The organism is Pseudoalteromonas sp. (genome assembly GCF_036960685.1).
GTDB lineage: Bacteria > Pseudomonadota > Gammaproteobacteria > Enterobacterales > Alteromonadaceae > Pseudoalteromonas.
The window spans coordinates 48460-62195 of sequence record NZ_JBALXK010000019.1 but is presented as its reverse complement, the minus strand read 5'-3'; the positions used below and the strand labels follow the sequence as shown (position 1 = coordinate 62195).

Here is a 13736-nt window from a genome sequence, read left to right as displayed (position 1 = left end):
CTGTTGGCTGCAAGCGTAAATAGCTAATATCGCTTAGTAATTTATTCGGGTATACTTTGCGACCTTTTTTAAAGCAATTGGTTACTTTTTATGAGCGCACTTAAAGCCAAACGAGCGTTATTCTCATACCCTAAATATTGGGCTGAGTGTTACGGCACCGCACCATTTTTACCAACAACACGCGAAGAAATGGATGCACTTGGCTGGGATAGCTGCGATATAATCATAATTAGTGGCGATGCCTATGTTGACCACCCTAGTTTTGGTATGGCGGTGATCGGGCGTGTACTGGAAGCGCAAGGCTTTCGAGTTGGTATCATAGCGCAGCCTGATTGGCAGTCGAAAGATGCCTTTATGGCGCTGGGCAAACCTAATTTATTCTTTGGTGTGACCGCTGGCAACATGGACTCGATGATCAACCGCTATACGGCTGAAAAACGTATGCGTCATGATGATGCTTACACGCCAGGTAATATTGGTGGTAAACGCCCTGATCGTGCCGTGATGATTTATTCACAAAAATGTCGTGAAGCCTATAAAGGCGTACCTATTGTTATTGGTGGTATTGAAGCAAGCTTACGTCGTATTGCCCATTATGATTACTGGCAGGAAAAAGTACGCCGTAGTATTTTATTTGATGCTAAAGCTGACATTCTTATTTACGGCAATGCTGAACGCCCACTGGTGGAAGTTGCGCACCGTATCGCTGCTGGTGAAACTATGGATACCATTCAGGATATCCGTGGTACCGCGGTTATCCGCAAAGAGCCGTTACCAGGCTGGCGTGGTAGCGATTCAACAGCCATTGATAAAATTGGCAAAATAGATCCAATTCCTAATCCGTACGGTGCCGATGACGTAGGTTGTGGCAAAAGCGAATTTAAAAAAGCGGGTATTGATTTACAAGCCGAAGCCGCTAAACCAATTACAATTCAGCCAGCGCGCCCAAAGCCATGGGAAAAAACCTACGTTAAACTCCCAGCGTTTGAGCAAGTCAGTGTAAATAAACCATTGTATGCTCATGCATCGCGTATTTTACACCAAGAAACTAACCCTGGTTGTGCGCGTGCATTGTTCCAACGCCATGGTGACCGTTCTATTTGGGTGAACCCACCTGCTTATCCGCTTGAAACACATGAAATGGATGCCGTGTTTGGCCTGCCGTATCAACGTATACCGCACCCAAGTTATGGTGATGCGAAGATCCCCGCATACGATATGATCAAAACCTCGGTTAATATTATGCGCGGTTGCTTTGGCGGTTGTTCGTTCTGCTCTATCACTGAGCATGAAGGGCGAATTATTCAAAGTCGTTCGCAAGAATCGATAATCGAAGAAATAGAGCAAATTCGCGACAAAGTACCAGGCTTTACTGGGGTTATTTCAGATCTTGGTGGCCCAACAGCAAACATGTATAAACTGCGTTGTAAGAGCAAAAAAGCAGAGAGTACCTGTCGTCGTTTATCCTGTGTATATCCAGATATTTGTAAACACATGGACACCGACCATACGCCAACAATCGAGTTATATAAAAAAGCGCGTGAAGTAAAAGGAGTGAAAAAAATCCTTATTGCTTCAGGCGTACGTTATGACTTAGCGGTACAAGATCCTCGCTATGTAAAAGAGCTGGTGACTCACCATGTTGGTGGTTACTTAAAAATAGCGCCTGAGCATACCGAAGATGGGCCATTATCAAAGATGATGAAACCAGGTATGGGCGCGTACGACCAGTTTAAAGAGCTATTTGATAAGTACTCTAAAGAAGCGGGTAAAAAGCAGTATTTGATCCCGTACTTTATCTCGGCGCACCCGGGGACTAAAGACGAAGACATGGTAAACATGGCGCTATGGCTAAAATCTAATGACTTTAAGCTTGACCAAGTGCAAAACTTTTATCCGTCGCCGATGGCCAATGCCACCACGATTTATCACACTGGAATGAACTCACTACGAAATATTAAAAATAATACAGAGGAAGTACCGGTGCCAAAAGGTGCGCGCCAACGTCGTTTACATAAAGCGATATTGCGTTACCACGATCCTGCCGGTTGGCCGATGATCCGTGAAGCCTTGCGCAATATGGGTAAAGCTAAATTAATTGGTAAAGGACCAAACTGCTTAGTGCCAGAGGAAACGCGTGACGAAAAATCGCTTAAAGCAAGCAAAGGCGGGCGCCCAGCACTGAGTCGCCATACCGGTTTTAGCCAGTTTAAAAAGGCCAATACTAAGCCAAGAGTAGGCGGTAATCGCCAACGAGCAAGGTAAGCTTGCATATAGTAATAAAACGCCCAGCATGTGCTGGGCGTTTTTGATTATAGCTCATTCTCCAGCTTATTCTTCAACGAAAGCTTCACCTTCAGTCATCCACTTAGCGGCAGGCTTGCCTTTTAAGTAATGATCAAAGTACTGCATCATCCGGATTGAAAAATCCACTTGGTTAGGGAATTTCTTTAAGTGATGCGGTTCACCTTCATACTGCAAGAATGTAGCGTCTTTACCAGCACGGCGCAGCGCTAAATAATACTGCACACCTTCGTGCCACGGCACAGCATCATCTTTATCACCAAACATAATTAAGATTGGTGTATTTACTTTATCTGCAAAGAATACCGGTGAGTTTTCGATGTAAAGCTCTGGCGCTTCAAACAAGGTTTTACCGATACGGCTTTGCCCAGTTTCATATTGGAACTGACGCGCTAAGCCTGATTTTAAGCGAATACCGCTATAAGCACTGGTCATGTTAGACACAGGTGCACCCGATACTACAGCTTTAAACATATCGGTTTGAGTGATCATAAAGGCGCTTTGATAGCCCGCCCAAGAGTGACCTTGCAGACCAATTTTATCAGGGTCCGCAATACCTAAATCAATCAGCTTTTGCGTAGCATTGATCATGGTTTGGGTTGATGATTTACCAGGGTGACCGATTTCAAAACGAATATCTGGTAAGAAAATCGCATAGCCATTTGAGGTAAACATAGGGAAGTTAGGGCGGTGGTTTAATTCCATTGCCGGGAAGTCATACATACGTTGGCTCATATAACGGTAAAAGTACACCACGACTGGTACTTTATCGCCTTTTTGATAGCCTGCAGGTTTAATTAACACCCCTTGTAAGTCTTCACCATCAAAGCCTTTATAGCTAATGAGTTCAGGTTTTTGACCCCATGCAAAATCTTTCACTTGTGGGTTTAAGTCAGTAATGCGTTTTGCTTTGTTAAAGCTAAAATCGCTTTGATAAAAATCAGGGAATTGCTGATATGTTTGCTCGGTAAATAAATATTTATCGGCGTGTTTCGCTTTTTTCACTACATCAAAGCGTTTTTTACCGCTTAATACTTTACTAACAGAGTTATCGGCAAGATTAAGTTTAGCTATCTCTGTTTGTTTTTGCTGTAAGTTTGTAGCGCTAAGTAATAAAGTTTCATCTTGCTTGAAGCCAACTTGGTCTTTATCAAGTTTGATAACCCGATACTGGGTATTACTTGCTTTACCATTGGTTAAGCGCGTGGCTTTTAGGGTGTTAACGTCAAACGCCCAGATATCGTATTTACTATAAACTAGCACTTGGCTACTGTCGTTTAGCCAGCCAGCATAACCATACCCAGGTTGTGCTGATGGGTAGTCATGTTTATCGTCAGCAAAGGTAGCTTGAATCGCTTTCGTTAAGGTGGTGACTTTGTTGTTGCCTAAGTCTTTAAGTTGTACTTGGCTATTTTTAAAGTAAGTGGCGTATTGACCATTTGGCGACAGGCTAGGTCGAAATGGATAATCATTGATGATTGCTTTGCGCTCACCACTTTGTACATTTACCGCATAGTAATCGGCAAAAAATCCACCGTACATAATACGTTCAAGGTAAGGTAAATTCGATGAACCAAGAAGTGCATCTCGGCTGTTGGTATTTAGTGCCACACTCGGCATATTAGTATCACTTAGCTGCGCAACTTGCTTGCCATTAAGGTGATAAACGGCTTGATAATGGCGATTCTTGTTGGTTTCGTTCCATTGTTGTTCTTCGCGGGGTTTAATTTCGGCATCGTTGTTATGCCAAACATTCAGGCCTTTTTGATCGCGTATCGTATCGTAATCAAATAACGAGGCTTGATCGGTGTATTTCTTTTCTTTAATTTTTGCCGCTAACTTCGGGTGATTCTCAAAGTACAAGCGTTCACCGTCTTCGGACCAGCTCAATTTTGCTGTTTTGCCGATAGTCCAGCTTTTTTCAGGTGAGGTTATATCTGTGAGTTGCTCGTTTTGCCACAGTTTGAGTTGATGATCGCGACGACGCATATCGTCATTCACATAATTACCCAGCGTGAAAGCGGCGATGTTCTTAGTTGGGTGCCAGGCAATTTTATTTACTACAACACCTGGTTCATCAATTAATACATTAGATTCAAAAGTACTATTTAATGTAATTAACGCCACCTGGTTATCGCTACCATCTGGGTAGCTTTGGCTAACAAGTAGCTCGTTGCTTGATGCATTAATAGCGTAACTAAACACGCTATTTACAGTGTAAGTTGTTTCATCTTGTAAATTTACAACAATCAAATCAAATGTTTTATCTTTCTTGTCTGGTTTAATTTCACTTGATTTATCTGTGTTTTTTGCATCATCGCTATCTGCACTTGCATCGTCTTTATCGGCTTTTTTATCTAAGCGATACGCTAACCAGTTACCGTCATCAGCTAGTTGATAGTCTTTAACATTCTCAAAAGTTTGCTGCTTAGCATTGGCTATATTAACCAAAACCAAATTGTTTTTTAGGGTGTCTTTATTTTTCGTGGTTTCTTTTTCAAGCAAAGTAGGGACTTGAGTAAAGGCTACCCAGTTGGCTGCTTTATTGATGGTAGGTTTAGTGCCGCGCTCAATTTCTGCGAGTAGTTTATTATTGTTTAAAGTATAAACTTGGCCTGTTGCATCACCGCGGTATGGTGTAGCGCTAAAGCTGAGTATTTCACCGTTTTCAGATAATTGTGTTGTTTTGGCGGTTTTGAAATCGAATACATTTTTAAATTGTAGCGCATCTTTTGCATCGGCAGCAGCGCTACTTAGGCTTGCAACGAGGGCAATGCTTAGTAGGGAAAGTTGGGCTTTCATTATTGATTCTCTTGTTATTTGATCATCTCCATCATAACGGGTTTGTTAAACAATTCGAGTAGAAACGATAAGTGCACTAAAAAGGAAGTTAAAAGTAGCAAGTTGAAAGTGGCAAGTTACAAAGTAGGAACTAAACTTTGTTCCTGTCTATTTTATTAAGGGTTATGATGAGATTTGAGCAGCTTCATGTTTGGCAGCGCTCCGCTGATTTGGCTTGTGAGGTTTATATTCACTTTAAAACAAGCAAAGAGTTTGGGCTTAAAGATCAAATTACTCGCTCAGCTCTTTCTATTTCTTCAAATATAGCTGAGGGGCATGAGCGTAAAACGACTAAAGATTATGCACGTTTTTTATCATACGCCAAAGGAAGTTGTGGAGAATTAAGGTCTCAGCTACAAATTGCATGTAAAATAGGTGAGATTGAAGAGGCTTCAGCCGTTAATTGGATTAATGAGTCAATAGAAATTTCCAAAATGTTGACCGGTCTAATGAATACGGTCAACTCTTGGGAACCTTGAACCTTGAACCTTGAACCTTGAACCTAACTTAAAGCCAAATCTTCTGCAGCTCTAGCCACTGCTTTTCAAATTGCGCGCTAGGTTTGGCTTTAAAGTCACTGCGTACGAATTGATTCATTTTGCCTTCGATATAGGCAAGTAAAAAGTTGGCTATGGTTAGTTCATCACTTTGAAAGGTTTTACCTTCACGCAGTTTCCGTTCACGTAGTACTTGTTTTAGCTGAGTTTCAAGCTTTTCAAACAAACCTTGTACACGCTCACGTAAACGCTCTTGCTCACCTTGCAGTGCATCACCCGTTAAAATACGGGTGATACCTGGGTTTTTTTCAGCGAAGGCCAACAATAATAATAAAATGTTATAGATGCGGCTCTGCGTCTCTTTTTCATTTTCAAGAATTAAGTTAATACGCGAAAGTAAGGTGTCTTCAATAAACTCAATTAAGCCTTCAAACATCCGTGCTTTACTCGGAAAATGACGATATAGCGCTGCTTCAGATACACCGACTTCAGCAGCTAATTTTGCTGTTGTAATACGTTGGCCTGGGCTGGTTTCTAACATCTGTGCGAGTGCTTGTAGTATTTGCTCTTTGCGATTACTTCTTTTTGTCGCAGGCATGAACATTCCTTTCTTTTATAATAATTTACTTAGCTTTTGTGGTTGAATCCCACTCACTTTTTAAACAAGCGATTAAGGCTATGTTAATGTTTTATTCAGCTTCTTGCCAGCCTTTTTACAACCGTTTCGAAAGCTCACTCATTACACTCAGTGCTAGTGCGCTCTTGGTATCGATAGTTAATTCTTTTTGCTGATTGTGCCAGAATAATGTTAAAGCATTATGATCTGAATTAAAGCCAAGACCGCTTTGTGATACGTCATTAGCGCAGATCATATCTAAGTTTTTATTCGTCAGTTTGCCTTTTGCATAACTTGCAACATCTTGTGTTTCAGCAGCAAAACCCACGGTATAAGGGCGTCCATCTGTCAGGTTGGCAACCGCAGCAATCACATCAGGGTTTTTTACTAATGTAATAGTTAGTTCGTCTCCTTGTTTTTTCATTTTTTGCTCAGCAATCGCAGCAGCGCGATAATCGGCAACCGCAGCACAGCCAATAAATGCATCTGACTGAGGGGCAAAAATAAGCGCTTGTTCAAGCAATTGCTCTGCACTTTCTATTTTAATAAGGTTAACGCCTGCAGGGGCAGTGATTGTAACAGGGCCGGAAATTAAATTAACCTGCGCACCTAATAACAAGGCTGCTTGCGCTAACGCGTAGCCCATTTTTCCAGAGCTGTGATTCGATATAAAACGCACCGGATCGAGTGCTTCGCGGGTTGGACCTGCGGTGATAGTAATGGTTTTACCGCCAAGGAGTTGCTGCTGCGCAGGCTGCGTGCATAAACTAACAAGCTCATGCGGTTCAAGCATACGTCCTGCGCCTACATCGCCACAGGCTTGTTCACCCTTACCAGGGCCCCAAATTGCGATGCCACGCTGTGCTAACGTGGCTAAATTAGCCTGCGTTGCAGGGTGAGCATACATTTGCTGATTCATTGCTGGCGCAACCGCTACTTTGGCTGGCGTTGCTAATAGCAAGGTAGTGAGTAAGTCATCGGCAATGCCAGCGGCCATTTTTGCAATTATATTGCTGGTGGCAGGCGCAACTAAAATTAAATCAGCCCATTTGGCAAATTCAATATGACCCATAGCAGCTTCAGCAGAGGGGTCGAGCAAAGAGTCTGATACCATTTCACCACTGACCGCTTGCATGGTAAGTGGTGTGATAAAGTGCTTGGCTGATTCGGTCATCACTACTTTGACATCACAGCCACGCTCTTTTAAACGCCTAACTAGTTCGGCACATTTGTAAGCGGCAATACCACCGCTGATCCCCAGTACAATTTTTTTATTCGCTAGTTCTGTAGCTAAATTGGTCATTAACTTTGTCATATTCTGCTGAAACTCTTTGTCGATATGCGCTAACGATAGCAAATCTTTGTGCGAGGGACGAAGTTTTAATATGGAATTTTATTGTTAGTTAAGCAGGCGGAATTTTATTTTTGCATTACAGTTAAATCATAAGATTACTTTTCAGGGACGAAATAATGCAATTGACCTCTTTACCAAGTAGCCAGCGGCCACGTGAAAAGTTATTAGCCAAAGGGGCTAAATCGTTAAGTGATGCTGAGTTATTAGCAATATTTTTGCGCACCGGTTTGCCGGGTATGAATGTAGTGGAACTTGCACAACATTTAATGACACAAAATCAAACCCTACATAATTTATTTAATGCATCAATTGAAGATTTTTGTGCACAGAAAGGTTTGGGGACCGCAAAGTTTGTGCAATTACAGGCTGTGCTGGAGTTGAGCCGCCGCTATATGATAGAGCGATGTCAGCGGGATGCAGTATTTAATTCACCCCAATCAGTGTATGACTATTTAACCCTTGAACTGCGGGGGTTACAGCAAGAAGTGTTTATGGTGTTGTACTTAGATAGTCAGAATCGCTTAATAAAAGAGGAAACGCTTTTTTACGGCACAATTAACGCCGCATCAGTTTATCCGCGTGAAGTACTCAAGGCTGCATTGAAAAATAATGCGGCGGCGCTAATTTTGGCACATAATCACCCATCAGGAATTGCCGAGCCGAGCCAGGCTGACAAATTAATTACCACTAAATTGCAACAAGCTTTACAATTAGTTGATATAAATATTTTAGATCACATCATTGTTGGCGGCGATAATTGTGTTTCGTTCGCAGAACGAGGCTTGATTTAAGTGCATTCAAATCACTAAGCGTGTTAAAAATGAGCGGTTTAGCACTTATTTGCAAATTAGTTTAATTTAAATGCAGTTTTTACTTTCCCTAAGGGCATTCGATCTTTATAATTAGCCGCTATCAAATTTACACATGAGCTGATTGGATTAGATCAATCACTTGATCTTTGCCTGTATAAGCTGTATAAAGAGCGCCCTTCGATTTATCCCTGGGGCACAAAATACATAGCCTAGGGGAAAATTAAGCTCGAGCGAAGTTATTGGAGATATATAGACATGTCTAAAGTATGTCAAGTTACAGGTAAGCGTCCTGCGGTTGGTAATCACCGTTCACACGCGAGAAACGCGACTAGACGTCGTTTCCTACCTAACCTACAAACACACCGTTTTTGGGTTGAAAGTGAAAAACGTTTTGTAACATTACGCACTACTACTAAAGGTATGCGTATTATCGATAAAAAAGGCATCGACACGGTTCTTACAGAAATCCGTGGTCGCGGCGTAAAAGTTTAAGGACCTGAGTCATGCGTGATAAGATCCGTTTAGTTTCTACAGCTGGTACTGGTTTTTTCTACACTACCGACAAGAACAAGCGTAACATGCCGGAAAAAATGGAAATCAAAAAGTTTGATCCAAAAATCCGTAAACATGTTCTTTTCAAAGAAGCTAAAATCAAGTAATTTTAGTTTTCTATGAATATTAAAAACCCAGCCTAGGCTGGGTTTTTTGTTTTAAGTTAGCCGTCATATTTCAAGTTTCAGGCATAAAAAAACCTTGCGGACAAAGCCCACAAGGTTGTATTTTCACAGCTTACAGCTTACAGCTTACAGCTTACAGCTTACAGCTTACAGCTTACAGCTAGTTACTTATGATATCCCAAACAGGTCTCTACTTCGTTTTTAGAGCCTAAAATCACTGCTACACGTTGGTGGATGGCATCAGGTTGAATATCCATAATGCGCTCTGTGCCAGTTGATGCGATACCGCCGGCTTGTTCGATTAGCATTGCCATTGGGTTTGCTTCGTAGAGTAAGCGGAGTTTATTTGGCTTATTTGGATCTTTAGTGTCGGTAGGGTAGGTAAAAATACCGCCGCGACATAACACGCGATGTACATCACCGACCATGGCGGCAATCCAGCGCATGTTGAAGTTGCGTGCCCGTGGGCCTGTGTCACCTGCAATTAAGTCATTAATATAGCTTTGCATTGCTGGCTGCCAGTGGCGCTGATTTGACGCGTTGATAGCATATTCGTTGGTATCAACGGGCACTTGGGCAAAATCTTGGGTTAGTAAAAAGGTGCCATGGGTTTTGTCTAATGTGAAAAAGCGTGTGCCTTTTCCTGTGGTTAGCGCCAGCACTGTTGATGGGCCGTATAATACATACCCTGCTGCAACTTGGTTTTTACCTGGCTGCATAAAGATGCTTTGATCCGCTGGATCAGACCCTGCAGGCGCTTCCATGATTGAGAAAATAGTGCCGACCAATGAATTGATGTCAGTGTTTGACGAGCCATCTAATGGGTCAAAAGCAACTATATATTTAGCTTCTGGGTTACCCGCGACAGTGTAATCTTCTTCTTCAGAGGCAATGGCTTTTACGTAACCAGATTCCAGTAATATATCTTTAAGTAGTTGGTTAGTTAGTACGTCGAGTTTCTTTTGCGTTTCACCTTGAATATTTTCATCAAGTGTTGAACCAAGTGCGCCAGATAGTGCACCTTGACCTACGCGAAAAGAAATTTCCTTACAGGCCGCCAAAACTGTTCTGATCAATGAGATTAACTCTCTAGGGCAACCGTCTTCAAGTAATACTGGAGGTAGTCTACGCATTCTATTTTCCTGATAACGTTATTAGCTATGATAATCATAAGGGTGAGAGGGATCATCAAAGCAAGCGCTGAATTTCGTCTTAAATAACTGTATTTTAGGCGCAATATCCTATACTGGAGACACCTTGAAAGTATTTAAAACGCGAATAACAAAGATAAGATTATGCAAAAAATACCATCGATACGTTACATACTCTTTACTGTGTTGCTGACTATGATAACCCAAGCGCACGCAGCAATTAAGTCAATTAATGATTTTACTGAACAAATGAATCATTTTCCGGGCTATTTCTCTTTTTATTATGATACTCAAAATGGCAAAATTTACTTAAAAGTAGATAAACTCAAGCAGCAGTTTCTATTACAACAAAGTTTACCTTACGGAGTTGGTTCTAATGATATTGGTCTTGACCGTGGTCAATTAGGCAATACGCATTTAGTGCAGTTTGAACGCTTTGGCGACAAAGTGATGCTGCGAGCAATTAATACCTATTACCGCGCAAATACGACCAATAAAGCAGAGCAAAAAAGTATTCAAGAAGCGTTTGCCTCAAGTATTTTAGCTGGTTTTAAAGTAGTGGCGCAAAACCCGCAAGCCGTACTGATTGATTACACGCCTTACTTATTAAGTGATGTTCACGGCGTAAGCCGAACACTTGCAGCACGTAATCAAGGTAGTTTTAGTCTTGATGAAAGTCGCAGTGCGGTAAACATGGATCGCTCTAAAGCATTTATGAAAAACACCGAATTGGAAGCGGTATTGACCTTTAACGGTAGTCAACCAGGTGAATATATTCGCCAAGTTAGTGCAGATCCTTATGCGTTAACTGTGCATATGCATCACTCTTTAATTGAATTACCTGATGATAATTACACGCCACGGGCATTTCACCCGCAATCAGGTTATTGGAGCATTGAACATAAGGATTATGCTGCGCCATTAGATCAATCTATGATGATTCGTTATATACCGCGTCACCGCCTTAATAAAAAAGACCCAAGCTTACCTATTAGCGAACCTGTTGAACCTATTACTTATTATTTGGACCCAGGTGTACCAGAGCCGGTAAAAACAGCATTACTTGATGGTGCAAAATGGTGGGATGATGCTTTTGCTCAAGCCGGTTATAAAAATGCTTTTGTGGTTAAAGTATTGCCTGATAGCGCAGATCCTATGGATATTCGTTATAACGTTATTCAATGGGTGCATCGCGCAACCCGTGGTTGGTCATATGGTAGCTCGGTTATTGATCCGCGCACCGGTGAAATTTTAAAAGGCCATGTGACCTTAGGTTCACTACGTGTACGACAAGATATCTTAATTGCTGAAGCCCTAGCTGCACCTTATTTACAAGGCAATGAAGTTGCTAAAACATTGCAAGCGATGGCGCTTGATCGTATTCGTCAGTTAAGCGCCCATGAAATTGGCCACACTCTTGGTATTGCGCATAACTTCTCAGCGTCAGTAGCAGATCGTGCTTCTGTGATGGATTACCCGCACCCATTAGTGGGCTTTAATGACAAAGGTGAGCTGGATGTTAGCCGTGGCTATGCACATGGTATGGGGCAATGGGATAGCCAAGTCATTAAATATGGCTATAGTGATTTTACAGGCCTAGATGAAGCCGTCGAGCTTGCTGCAATTTTAGCGGATAACCAAGCTAAAGGACTGGAGTTTATTTCTGATAGTGACGCACGTGCTGCTGGCGGCGCGCATCCAACCGCTCACTTATGGGATAACGGTAGTTCTCCAAGCGAAGAGTTATTAAGAGTACTTAAAGTAAGGCAGCAAGCATTGGCTAACTTTGGTATTAATAATATCAAGTTTGGTACTTCATTATCGCAGCTTGAAGAAATGCTAGTGCCATTGTACTTATTTCATCGTTATCAGGTTGAATCAGCTGTAAAACTGATTGCAGGTGTTGATTATGATTACGAAGTGCGTGGAGAAGGTGGAGTAAAAGGTGCGCAAGTGGTTGCTAAACAAACTCAACAGCAAGCGTTAGAGGCGCTGTTAACGACTTTGGATGCTGACAACTTAGTGCTACCAGAGTCAGTCTTAGCACTCATTCCACCGAAAGCGTATGGCGAATCGAAAAGCCGAGAAAGTGTTATTGGCCGCACTGGGCTTACCCTTGATGCAATGGCGCTGCCTGAAGTTGCAGCGCAGCATTGTTTGGCATTATTGCTAAATAGCCAGCGCTTAAACCGTTTAGCGCAACAGCAAGCGCGTAGCGAGGCATTTTTTAGTTTGGATGAATTGCTTGAAAAAGTATATCAGCAGGTGTTTTTGAGCCAGAGTAAAAAAGGTATGGCTGAGAAGATCACGCAACGAGTGCAATTGCTGACCGCAAAGCAATTTGCTGACTTAGTGGCCAGTGATAAAGTGGCTCCAGAAGTACAAGCCCAGTTGCGTTATTACTTAACAAAACTTGCTAAGGCGTATCAGCAGGAATCGCTACTTAGCAGTGCGGATGTTGGCGAAAGCGCTTTTAAGCAATACTTAGCTGATCAAGTTAAACAATTCTTAACAACGGGTAATTGGCCTGCAAACTTTAAAGCATTACCAATCCCTCCGGGCTCACCTATTTAAATGTAGGCGCGGGTTTATCCCGCGCACTTGCTCCATTTTGGCGCGATGTAAAATCGCGCTTACCATTTTTCTTGCATAAAACTGGTTTTTTGTTAACCTAGCCGCCTTCCATTTTTAGTCTTTTTGAGGTGTTTATGGCGTTTTTATCTCGTTCGATATTGGCGATGTCCATAGCACTATCAAGTCTTAATGTCAGCGCTAAAGCCGTGTGCGAAGTTGAACTAGGGCATGGTTTGATCATCACCGATGATGTCATTCGTATTGTTGATAAAGGCCAAACTCGTGTGCAGATCAACAATGATAATCAGTTGTTTATTCGCGGTTATTGGATCGATTTGAGCCCTGAAGAAAGCGAAGTTTTAATGCAATTTAGTGCCGGTATCCGCGATACTGTGCCGGAGCTGGTGGAGCTTGCAACTGATGGCGTAAATCTTGGTTTAAGTGCCATAGAGCAAGTTGTTGAAGGTATGTCAGATAAAGAGCCTGAAGTTCTGAAAACGCAATTACAATATGTAGAACGTGCGTTAATGGATAAATTTAAACGCGGTGATGACTTCTTTTTTATCGCGCCGCAATCACTTTCAAAAATTGATGATTTTTTTACCGAAGAGATCAGTAAAAAAATTCACTCTGCCGTTCACGGTTCCTTAGGTGCTATTTTAGTGTCGCTGGGCGATGCGTTTAAATCCCGTGAAGGAAATATCGAAGATCGCATTAATGACATGGGTCTGCGCATGGATATTATTTCTAAAGAAATAGATAAGTCACTACAGAAAAAAGCACAACAATTAGAACTTAAAGCCTCAGAATACTGTGAGTGCCTAAATTCGTTGGATGTCACTGAATCACGATTACAAATGATAGTGCCAAGCATGGCTGACTTTGACTTAGTACAAATTAAATCTTAGTT

Annotated in this window: 11 protein-coding genes; 7 read left to right on the top strand and 4 right to left on the bottom strand. The window is 41.9% G+C overall.

Going from position 1 to position 13736, the window contains the following annotated elements:
* Positions 1–90: 90 nt before the first annotated feature.
* Complete coding sequence (locus V7783_RS15275) at positions 91–2265, top strand: YgiQ family radical SAM protein (RefSeq protein ID WP_335679448.1); 2175 nt, start codon at positions 91–93, stop codon at positions 2263–2265.
* Positions 2266–2331: 66 nt separating this feature from the next.
* Here V7783_RS15275 and V7783_RS15270 read toward each other — a convergent pair whose 3' ends face one another.
* Positions 2332–5106, bottom strand: a complete 2775-nt coding sequence (locus V7783_RS15270) for a S9 family peptidase (protein WP_335679447.1) — start codon at positions 5104–5106, stop codon at positions 2332–2334.
* A gap of 137 nt (positions 5107–5243) precedes the next feature.
* Here V7783_RS15270 and V7783_RS15265 point away from each other — a divergent pair, with 137 nt between their 5' ends.
* On the top strand, positions 5244–5624 hold the full coding sequence (locus V7783_RS15265; RefSeq protein ID WP_335679446.1) for a four helix bundle protein: 381 nt from the start codon (positions 5244–5246) through the stop codon (positions 5622–5624).
* A gap of 28 nt (positions 5625–5652) precedes the next feature.
* On the opposite strand, the gene slmA is transcribed toward V7783_RS15265, so the two are convergent.
* Together slmA and coaBC are read right to left on the bottom strand one after the other, a co-directional pair.
* Positions 5653–6240, bottom strand: coding sequence for a nucleoid occlusion factor SlmA (gene slmA, locus V7783_RS15260; RefSeq protein ID WP_064665419.1), 588 nt, complete (start codon positions 6238–6240; stop codon positions 5653–5655).
* A 115-nt stretch (positions 6241–6355) separates the two neighbouring features.
* Complete coding sequence (coaBC, locus tag V7783_RS15255) at positions 6356–7573, bottom strand: bifunctional phosphopantothenoylcysteine decarboxylase/phosphopantothenate--cysteine ligase CoaBC (RefSeq protein WP_335679445.1); 1218 nt, start codon at positions 7571–7573, stop codon at positions 6356–6358.
* Between the two features lie 155 nt (positions 7574–7728).
* Between coaBC and radC the strand changes: the two genes are divergently transcribed.
* The 3 genes from radC (at position 7729) to rpmG (ending at position 9083) form a co-directional block, all read left to right on the top strand.
* Positions 7729–8403, top strand: a complete 675-nt coding sequence (radC, locus tag V7783_RS15250) for a RadC family protein (protein WP_335679444.1) — start codon at positions 7729–7731, stop codon at positions 8401–8403.
* A gap of 276 nt (positions 8404–8679) precedes the next feature.
* Complete coding sequence (gene rpmB / locus V7783_RS15245; RefSeq protein ID WP_054203012.1) at positions 8680–8916, top strand: 50S ribosomal protein L28; 237 nt, start codon at positions 8680–8682, stop codon at positions 8914–8916.
* 11 nt (positions 8917–8927) lie between these two features.
* Positions 8928–9083, top strand: a complete 156-nt coding sequence (gene rpmG, locus V7783_RS15240; RefSeq protein ID WP_004335545.1) for a 50S ribosomal protein L33 — start codon at positions 8928–8930, stop codon at positions 9081–9083.
* 182 nt (positions 9084–9265) lie between these two features.
* On the opposite strand, the gene V7783_RS15235 is transcribed toward rpmG, so the two are convergent.
* A complete protein-coding gene (locus V7783_RS15235) occupies positions 9266–10234 on the bottom strand; it encodes a class 1 fructose-bisphosphatase (RefSeq protein ID WP_335679443.1) in 969 nt (322 codons plus the stop codon).
* Between the two features lie 162 nt (positions 10235–10396).
* Between V7783_RS15235 and V7783_RS15230 the strand changes: the two genes are divergently transcribed.
* Both V7783_RS15230 and V7783_RS15225 read left to right on the top strand, forming a co-directional pair.
* Positions 10397–12826 carry a zinc-dependent metalloprotease gene (locus V7783_RS15230; RefSeq protein ID WP_335679442.1) on the top strand — a complete coding sequence of 810 codons (2430 nt, stop codon included), beginning with the start codon at positions 10397–10399 and terminating at the stop codon, positions 12824–12826.
* Positions 12827–12960: 134 nt separating this feature from the next.
* Positions 12961–13734, top strand: coding sequence for a YggN family protein (locus V7783_RS15225; protein ID WP_335679441.1), 774 nt, complete (start codon positions 12961–12963; stop codon positions 13732–13734).
* Positions 13735–13736: the final 2 nt, after the last annotated feature.

Coding starts and splice junctions, on each gene's coding strand:
- radC (WP_335679444.1), top strand. CDS start 7,729: ATGCAATTGACCTCTTTACCAAGTAGCCAGCGGCCACGTGAAAAGTTA.
- rpmG (WP_004335545.1), top strand. CDS start 8,928: ATGCGTGATAAGATCCGTTTAGTTTCTACAGCTGGTACTGGTTTTTTC.
- V7783_RS15225 (WP_335679441.1), top strand. CDS start 12,961: ATGGCGTTTTTATCTCGTTCGATATTGGCGATGTCCATAGCACTATCA.
- slmA (WP_064665419.1), bottom strand. CDS start 6,240: ATGCCTGCGACAAAAAGAAGTAATCGCAAAGAGCAAATACTACAAGCA.
- V7783_RS15275 (WP_335679448.1), top strand. CDS start 91: ATGAGCGCACTTAAAGCCAAACGAGCGTTATTCTCATACCCTAAATAT.
- V7783_RS15270 (WP_335679447.1), bottom strand. CDS start 5,106: ATGAAAGCCCAACTTTCCCTACTAAGCATTGCCCTCGTTGCAAGCCTA.
- V7783_RS15230 (WP_335679442.1), top strand. CDS start 10,397: ATGCAAAAAATACCATCGATACGTTACATACTCTTTACTGTGTTGCTG.
- coaBC (WP_335679445.1), bottom strand. CDS start 7,573: ATGACAAAGTTAATGACCAATTTAGCTACAGAACTAGCGAATAAAAAA.
- V7783_RS15235 (WP_335679443.1), bottom strand. CDS start 10,234: ATGCGTAGACTACCTCCAGTATTACTTGAAGACGGTTGCCCTAGAGAG.
- rpmB (WP_054203012.1), top strand. CDS start 8,680: ATGTCTAAAGTATGTCAAGTTACAGGTAAGCGTCCTGCGGTTGGTAAT.